This is a genomic window from Kiloniellales bacterium, assembly GCA_030064845.1.
GTDB lineage: Bacteria > Pseudomonadota > Alphaproteobacteria > Kiloniellales > JAKSDN01 > JASJEC01.
Genome location: JASJEC010000114.1, coordinates 1 through 7,546, shown reverse-complemented (window position 1 = coordinate 7,546; position 7,546 = coordinate 1). Strand labels below are relative to the sequence as shown.

Annotated in this window: 5 protein-coding genes; 3 read left to right on the top strand and 2 right to left on the bottom strand. The window is 66.4% G+C overall.

Annotated features, from left to right (window positions below; translation table 11 throughout):
- On the bottom strand, window positions 1–1,398 hold a 1,398-nt coding region (locus tag QNJ67_23400), incomplete at its 3' end, for a hypothetical protein (protein MDJ0611938.1).
- Window positions 1,399–1,606: 208 nt separating this feature from the next.
- Between QNJ67_23400 and QNJ67_23395 the strand changes: the two genes are divergently transcribed.
- From QNJ67_23395 to QNJ67_23385, 3 genes are all read left to right on the top strand, one after another.
- Complete coding sequence (locus QNJ67_23395; GenBank protein MDJ0611937.1) at window positions 1,607–2,401, top strand: DUF427 domain-containing protein; 795 nt, start codon at window positions 1,607–1,609, stop codon at window positions 2,399–2,401.
- 323 nt (window positions 2,402–2,724) lie between these two features.
- Window positions 2,725–6,414: a vitamin B12-dependent ribonucleotide reductase gene (locus QNJ67_23390; protein ID MDJ0611936.1), complete on the top strand. Its 3,690-nt coding sequence runs from the start codon at window positions 2,725–2,727 to the stop codon at window positions 6,412–6,414.
- A 441-nt stretch (window positions 6,415–6,855) separates the two neighbouring features.
- Window positions 6,856–7,065, top strand: coding sequence for a cold-shock protein (locus QNJ67_23385; protein MDJ0611935.1), 210 nt, complete (start codon window positions 6,856–6,858; stop codon window positions 7,063–7,065).
- A gap of 244 nt (window positions 7,066–7,309) precedes the next feature.
- Here the strand turns inward: QNJ67_23385 and QNJ67_23380 are convergent.
- The coding region (locus QNJ67_23380) for a heme-binding protein (protein MDJ0611934.1) at window positions 7,310–7,546 on the bottom strand (237 nt) is incomplete at its 5' end.

Sequence of the window (7,546 nt, the reverse complement as noted above, 5' to 3'; positions counted from 1 at the left end):
CGCCATGATGGCCTCCGCCACGGCCGGCTCGCGCCAGCCTTCGAGGACGTTCAGCTCTTTCTCGACGCGCCGGTGATCGCCGAGCTTGAGGAAGGCGAGAGCCCGCGCCCCGCCGGGCAGGGCGCTGAGCGCGGTGGTTCGCCGGGCGTCCAGGCGTAGCGGGGAGAAATCGAAAACGTGCGGCAAGCCGAGCCGGTGCCGGGCCATGAGGCCGTAGAGCGTTCGCGGATGAGCGGCGGCGCGGCGCAACCACCCCTCCACCTTGTCCTGATGGCCCAGCTTCTCGTGCGCCCGCGCCGCCCAGAACGGCCCGGCGGCGTCGTTCCAGCCCGAGTTCTTCGGCGACAGGGCGAGGGCCTCGAAGTGCAGGGCCGCGGTCGGCAGGTCGTCCAGTCGCCAGGCAGCCAGACCCGAGATCCAATGAGACAGCGGCACCGCCTCGCCTTCGCCGGTCGCCTTCTGGGCCAGATCGAAGGCCCGCGCGTGCCTGCCGTAGTAGTACCACCCCGCGGCCACCCAGGCGGTCGCCTCGGCGATCTGGACGTCATCGAAAAGCCGCTGGACCTCCTTTGTCGCGAGCAGGCGCTCCGTCGCACTGAGCTGCAGGCGGCTGACCTGCCGATACATCCGGGCCCGGAGGTTGCGCACGCGGCGCCGCTGCTCGCGGGTCAGGCGCTTCGTGGACACGTAGGGCGGCCTTGTGATCGGACCCAGCTTGACCAGCGACTTCTTCTTGGCCTGGGGCTGGCGCGGCACCAGCCCGCCGGGCTGCCGCTTCTTGAGCGCGAGCCTGTAGAGCTTGTCCGCGCCAGGGTGGTCGCCGTACCTGGCGAGCCAGGACGTGAGCTCGCGGTAGCTGGACCGGTACGACGGATGAAGGTAGCGCTGGGCCCGCACGTGGCCGAGCAGGACCTTGTTCTCCAACTGCTTTATCAGCTTGTCGGCGGCGCGCCAGCGTCCGGCCGACTGGTGGCGGAAGATCTGCTTGTAGCGGGCGCTGTCATTGTCGCTCAGCAGGGTGTCCAGGGTGAGCGCAGGAGCATCGCCCTGGAGAACCGCTTCCACGGATCCCTGGTCTTCGTCCGATTCGGCCGGAGACCGCAGGGCGGTGGCGATCTCGCTCAGGACGGATTTCCGGGCCGGCTCGGCGGCCGCTTCCTGGTCCGCCTCGAACTCCGGACTCTCCAGCTCCGCCTGGGTGAAGACCTCCTCGGCCTCCTCTTCCCCGTCCCCTTCAGCCTGGTCGGCGACCGCGGAGGCCTCCGCCGACTCCCGGACGGCATCCTCTGCGCCACGCTCCGCGACCGGCCCCGTGTCGGGATCGGTCGAAATCAGCAGAGCGGCAAAGGCTATCGCGACCCAGAGGGCAACCAATAGAAGGCTGGCCACAACCCGCATTTGTCAGCCAATCCCCGTCATTCCTACCCGTGGGAGAGTGATCGGGTCTTGCTAAGATCCGGCTAACAATCGTTAATTGAAGTTTACCAGCGGGGACGCCAGAAACTGCGGTAAAACTTTGAAAAATCACACTATCATATTGATATAATTCGAGTTTATTCTGCTAAAATTCGGGCTGCGGGATCCGAGGTTGGGGAGGTGAAACGACATGACGGGACCGAGCAGCGGCAGCGCCGCGGCGACGCCGCACAGGATCGAGTTCCTGCCCTGCGCCAAGCGCGTTCGGGTTCTCCTGGCTGGCGAGACCATCGCCGATTCGACCCAGACCCGGCTGCTGCGCGAGACCGGCCACACGCCGGTCTACTATTTCCCGCGCGCTGACGTGGCGACCGAGACACTGGAAGCGAGCGACCACACGACCCACTGCCCGCACAAGGGCGACGCGTCCTATTGGCACGTGCGGGCCGGCGGGCGGCGCGCCGGGAATGCCGCCTGGAGTTACCTGGAGCCCTTCGCCGAGGTCGCCGGGATTAAGGACTATCTCGCCTTCTACTGGAATCGGCTGGACACGTGGCTCGAGGAAGACGAGGAGGTCTTCGCGCATGCGCGCGACCCCTTCGTGCGGGTCGACGTGCTCGAGAGCTCCCGGCCGGTCGCTGTCACGGTCGGCGGCCTGGAGGTCGCGCGCTCCACCCAGGCGCGCTTCCTGTTCGAGACCGGCCTGCCGACCCGGTACTACCTGCCGCGCGAGGACGTGCGCGCCGAGCTTCTGCAGCCCTCGGAAACGCGGAGCGCTTGCCCCTACAAAGGCACGGCCGGCTACTACAACCTGCGCATCGACGGCGAGGTCCACGCGGACCTGGTCTGGACCTACCCGGACCCGCTGCCGGAAGTCGCCAAGATCAAGAACTTCCTCTGCTTCTTTAACGAGCGCGTCGACTCGATCTCGGTCGACGGAGAGGCCGAAGAAAAGCCCGTGACCAAGTGGAGCGGACCCGCCTGAGACCACTCCTGGTCCGGTAAGACTATTCCCTCGGCTCGCTCGCTGCGTGAATTCGGGCGGCCAAGACCCTTCCGACGCGGGACTTATCCGGCGGTTAACGCTTTGTTAACCGTGCCTTGATCTAAACTAGATCTTGTGGTTACCTTGCTCATCGACACAAAACCTGCCTGTTTTGAAGGCCGGGGGCAGCGAAAGGCAAACCACATCTCCGGAGGGTCCGCGAGGATCTCTAGGGATCAGGAGTCTCAAGACGCGGTCTCCCGCGGCGTCCGATGCGTCGCGCCGACCGCAGGGCGGGAACTTTAACGAGGGAGAGCTTCCGAATGCGCGTTGCGCGACGTTTTACCAAGCCCGCGAAGGGCGCCTACCGCGGCGATGCGGTGTACCGCGCCATCGAGTTCCGCAAGACGTCGAGCGAGATCCGCAATCCCGACGGGTCGGTGGTCTTCCAGGCCAAGGACATCGAGGTGCCGAGCACCTGGAGTCAGGTGGCCTGCGACATCCTGGCGCAGAAGTATTTCCGCAAGCGGGGCGTGCCGGCCAAGCTGAGGCGCGTCGAGGAAGAGGGCGTGCCCGCGTGGCTCTGGCGCTCGGTCCCCGACGAGGCGGCGATCGAGGCCCTGCCGGACAGCCGCCGCGACGGCGGCGAGACCAGCGCAAAGCAGGTCTTCGACCGGCTGGCCGGCACCTGGACCTATTGGGGCTGGAAGGGCGGCTACTTCGACAGCGAAGCCGACGCCCAGGCCTACTATGACGAGATGCGCTACATGCTGGCCGGCCAGATGGCGGCGCCCAACTCGCCCCAGTGGTTCAATACCGGGCTTCACTGGGCCTACGGCATCGACGGACCGGGCCAGGGCCACTACTACGTGGACTACCAGACCGGCCGCCTGACCCGCTCCGGCTCGGCCTACGAGCATCCCCAGCCCCACGCCTGCTTCATTCAGTCGGTCGCCGACGACCTGGTCGGCGGCAACGGCATCATGGACCTCTGGGTGCGCGAGGCCCGGCTGTTCAAGTACGGCTCGGGCACCGGCAGCAACTTCTCGGCCCTGCGCGGCGAGAACGAGCCGCTCTCGGGCGGCGGCAAGTCGTCCGGCCTAATGAGCTTCCTCAAGATCGGCGACCGGGCCGCCGGGGCGATCAAGTCCGGCGGCACGACCCGGCGAGCGGCCAAGATGGTGACCGTGGACCTGGATCATCCGGACATCGAGGAGTACGTCGACTGGAAGGTGGTCGAGGAGCGCAAGGTGGCAGCCCTGGTCGCCGGCTCCAAGCTCTGCAAGAGGCACCTCTCGGCCGTCATCGAGGCCGCCACCGACGCCCCCGACGGTCCCGACTGCGACCCCAGGAGCAACCCGCTGCTGAAGCGCGCGGTGCGCGCGGCGCGCCGCGCCCTGGTGCCGGAGAACTACATCCAGCGGGTTCTGCAGCTCGCCGCCCAAGGCGTCACCGGGCTCGAGTTCGAGGTCTACGACACCGACTGGGATTCCGACGCCTACCGCACGGTCTCGGGCCAGAACTCCAACAACTCCGTGCGCGTGCCCAATAGCTTCATCGAGGCCGTGCTGACCGACGGCGATTGGCCGCTGTTCCGGCGCACCGACGGCGCCGTCGCCAAGACGCTTCAGGCCCGCGAGCTCTGGGACAAGGTGAGCGGCGCCGCCTGGGCCTCGGCCGACCCGGGTGTGCAGTACGACACGACCATCAACGAATGGCACACCTGCCCCAATGGCGGCCGGATCAACGCGTCGAATCCCTGCTCCGAGTACATGTTCCTCGACGACACGGCGTGCAACCTGGCCTCGCTCAACCTGATGGCGTTCCGCGGCGAGGACGGCAACTTCGCGGTCGCTGACTACGAGCACGCGACGCGTCTCTGGACCATCGCGCTCGAAATCGCCGTACTGATGGCCCAGTTCCCCTCGAAGCAGATTGCCAAGCTGTCCTACGAGTACCGCACCCTCGGGCTCGGCTATGCCAACATCGGCGGGCTTCTCATGGCCCAGGGCATCCCCTACGACTCGGCTGCCGGCCGCGCGGTCTGCGGCGCGCTCTCGGCGATCCTGACCGGCGTCGCCTACGCAACCTCAGCCGAGATGGCCAAGGAGCTGGGCGCCTTCCCCGGTTACGCGGAAAACGCCGGGGCCATGCTGCGCGTGGTGCGCAATCACCGGCGCGCCGCCCAGGGCGAGAGCGAAGGCTACGAAGCCCTCTCGATCGCGCCGGTGGCGCTAGACGCCCGGCGCTGTCCCGACCAGGCACTGATCGAGGCGGCGCGCCGCGCCTGGGACCAGGCGCTTGAACTCGGCACCGAGCACGGCTACCGCAACGCCCAGGCCACGGTGATCGCGCCGACCGGCACGATCGGGCTGGTGATGGACTGCGACACCACCGGCATCGAGCCCGATTTCGCCACCGTCAAGTTCAAGAAGCTGGCGGGTGGGGGCTACTTCAAGATCATCAACCGGACCGTGCCGGAGGCCCTGCGCACCCTGGGCTACGACGACAAGGAGATCGAGCGCATCGTCCGCTACGCGGTCGGCCACGGCTCGCTCAAAGGCGCCCCGGCGATCGACCACGAAGCGCTCAAGGACAAGGGATTCACCGCCGCCGCGTTGCAGACCCTCGAGGGCGACCTGGCCGGTGCCTTCGACATCAAGTTCGCGTTCAACAAGTGGACCCTGGGCGAGGAGTTCTGCACCAAGGCGCTCGGCTTCTCCACGGAAGAGCTCGACGACGTCGGCTTCGACATGCTGCGGGCCCTGGGCTTCAGCCGCGACGAGATCGAGGCTGCCAACGCCTACTGCTGCGGCGCGATGACCCTGGAAGGCGCGCCTGGGCTGAAGGAGGAGCACCTGCCGGTGTTCGACTGCGCCAACCCCTGCGGGCGCAAGGGCAAGCGCTACCTCTCGGTAGAGAGCCACATCCGCATGATGGCCGCCGCCCAGCCCTTCATCTCGGGCGCCATCTCCAAGACCATCAACATGCCCAACCAGGCGACTATCCAGGACTGCAAGGACGCCTACATGCTGTCCTGGCGCCTGGGGCTGAAGGCCAACGCGCTCTACCGCGACGGCTCGAAGCTGTCCCAGCCGCTGGCGGCCTCGACGCTGGGCCTGGACGATCTCGACGACGAGACGGCCGAGGACTTGGCTGAGAGCATCCTGGAGGCGCCGGCCGCCCAACGCGCCGAGATCGTCGCCGAGCGGGTGATCGAGCGGATCGTCGAGCGTGAGCGCCGCCGCCTGCCGCAGCGGCGCAAGGGCTACACCCAGAAGGCGATCATCGGCAATCACAAGGTCTATCTCAGGACCGGCGAGTACGAGGACGGCCGGGTCGGCGAGATCTTCATCGACATGCACAAGGAGGGCGCCGCTTTCCGCAGCCTGATGAACAACTTCGCCATCGCCATCTCGATCGGCCTGCAGTACGGCGTGCCCCTGGAGGAGTTCGTCGAGGCCTTCACCTTCACCCGCTTCGAGCCCTCGGGCATCGTCGAGGGGAACGACACGATCAAGATGGCGACCTCGGTGCTCGACTACATCTTCCGCGAGCTGGCGATCTCCTATCTGGGGCGCAACGACCTGGCCCACGCCGAGCCCGAGGATCTCCTGCCCGACACCATCGGGCGCGGCGCCAAGGCGGAAGATTCCCCCGCGCCGGCGGCCGATCCGGTCTACGAGGAGTTTCTCCGCGTCGCCTCGACGGGTTACGTCCGCAACCAATTCCTGGTCTTGAACGGAGGCGCCGGGACGGCCCAATCCGCTAGCAACGGGGCCGCCGCCAACGGCGCCGCCCAAGGACTCGCCGGCCACAGCGGCACCGCCGAAGCCCTGGCCGTCGAGGCCGTCGTCACCGAGACCGTCGACCGCGAGCTCACCTTGATGCGCGAGGCGCGCATGAAGGGCTACGAGGGCGACTCCTGCGGTGAATGCGGCAACTTTACCCTGGTGCGCAACGGGACCTGCCTCAAGTGCACGACCTGCGGCGCCACCAGCGGCTGTTCCTGAGGCTCGCCACGGCGGCCTCGACCTTTACTCTCTGTCTGGAGTTCTCCCTGTAAGACTTCGGGGCGGTTCGGCGGACCGCCCCGATTTTTGCCGTCAGGGGCGCCCGCGGCCTGCAGGACGGTCGCGGGTAAGGTGAATCCGCGCTTAACCGGCCACGCGGCAAAGGCGGGCTTGAAAATCAGCCCGGGAGTAGAGCCGTGAATCCTGCCCTACGGCAAGAAAACAAAGCAATTTCCGCATCTAGGGCCGATCGAGGGCACAAATAAGTCTCTTGCTTTTTTTGCCGAGCCCCACCACTTTTCGGATATCAGTTACTCGCCGGTTCGGCGTTCACGGGCATTGTCACGCCGACCAAGGCATGAAGCATCCCACGCAAGATCGGTGAGCTGAGACCCACCCGGGCGGTGCACGGGTGACGTAATGGAATCAAAGGAACTATCGATGGCGACTGGAACCGTGAAATGGTTCAACCCGGTTAAAGGCTACGGCTTCATCACCCCCGACGGGGGCGGATCCGATGCCTTTGTTCACATCTCCGCCGTAGAGCGCGCGGGACTTTCCTCGCTCGCCGAAGGGCAGAGGGTCACTTACGAATTGCAGCCGGGAAGAAACGGCAAGTCGTCGGCCGAGAACCTCTCACTAGCCGACTGACGCAAAGCTCACGAATTCCAGGCCCGCAGCGATGCGGGCCTTCTTCGTTCGGATCAACTCCAGGCACGGATTGGAGCCTTATGGCTCGGAAACCCAATTACGCCTTCGAACGGCGTGAACGACAAAAGGCCAAGGCGGAAAAGAAGGCGGAACGTCAACGCGCGAAGCAGGCCAAGGCGGAGCAGAGAACGGCGGATGATGCGGGCGAAAGCTCGGAACAGAGCGCCGAAAGCTTACCCGAAGGTTAGGACGCCCGGCCGACCACGGTTACAGCGACTTCGTTGCGCCGGAGAAAAGGCAAGGTCCAGGGCGGGTCGTAGAAGAAGGCGACAGGCTCGCCCGACGCTTCCCAGACGGAGCTGCCGAGCCGCATTAGCAGCGCTTCTTTCTTGGCGGCCACCCGTTCCTCGCCCCGTAAACCGGTGAAGCGCAGAGTCGCGACGGTCTGCGCCGGCAGTTCCACGATCCTGACGCGCGGATC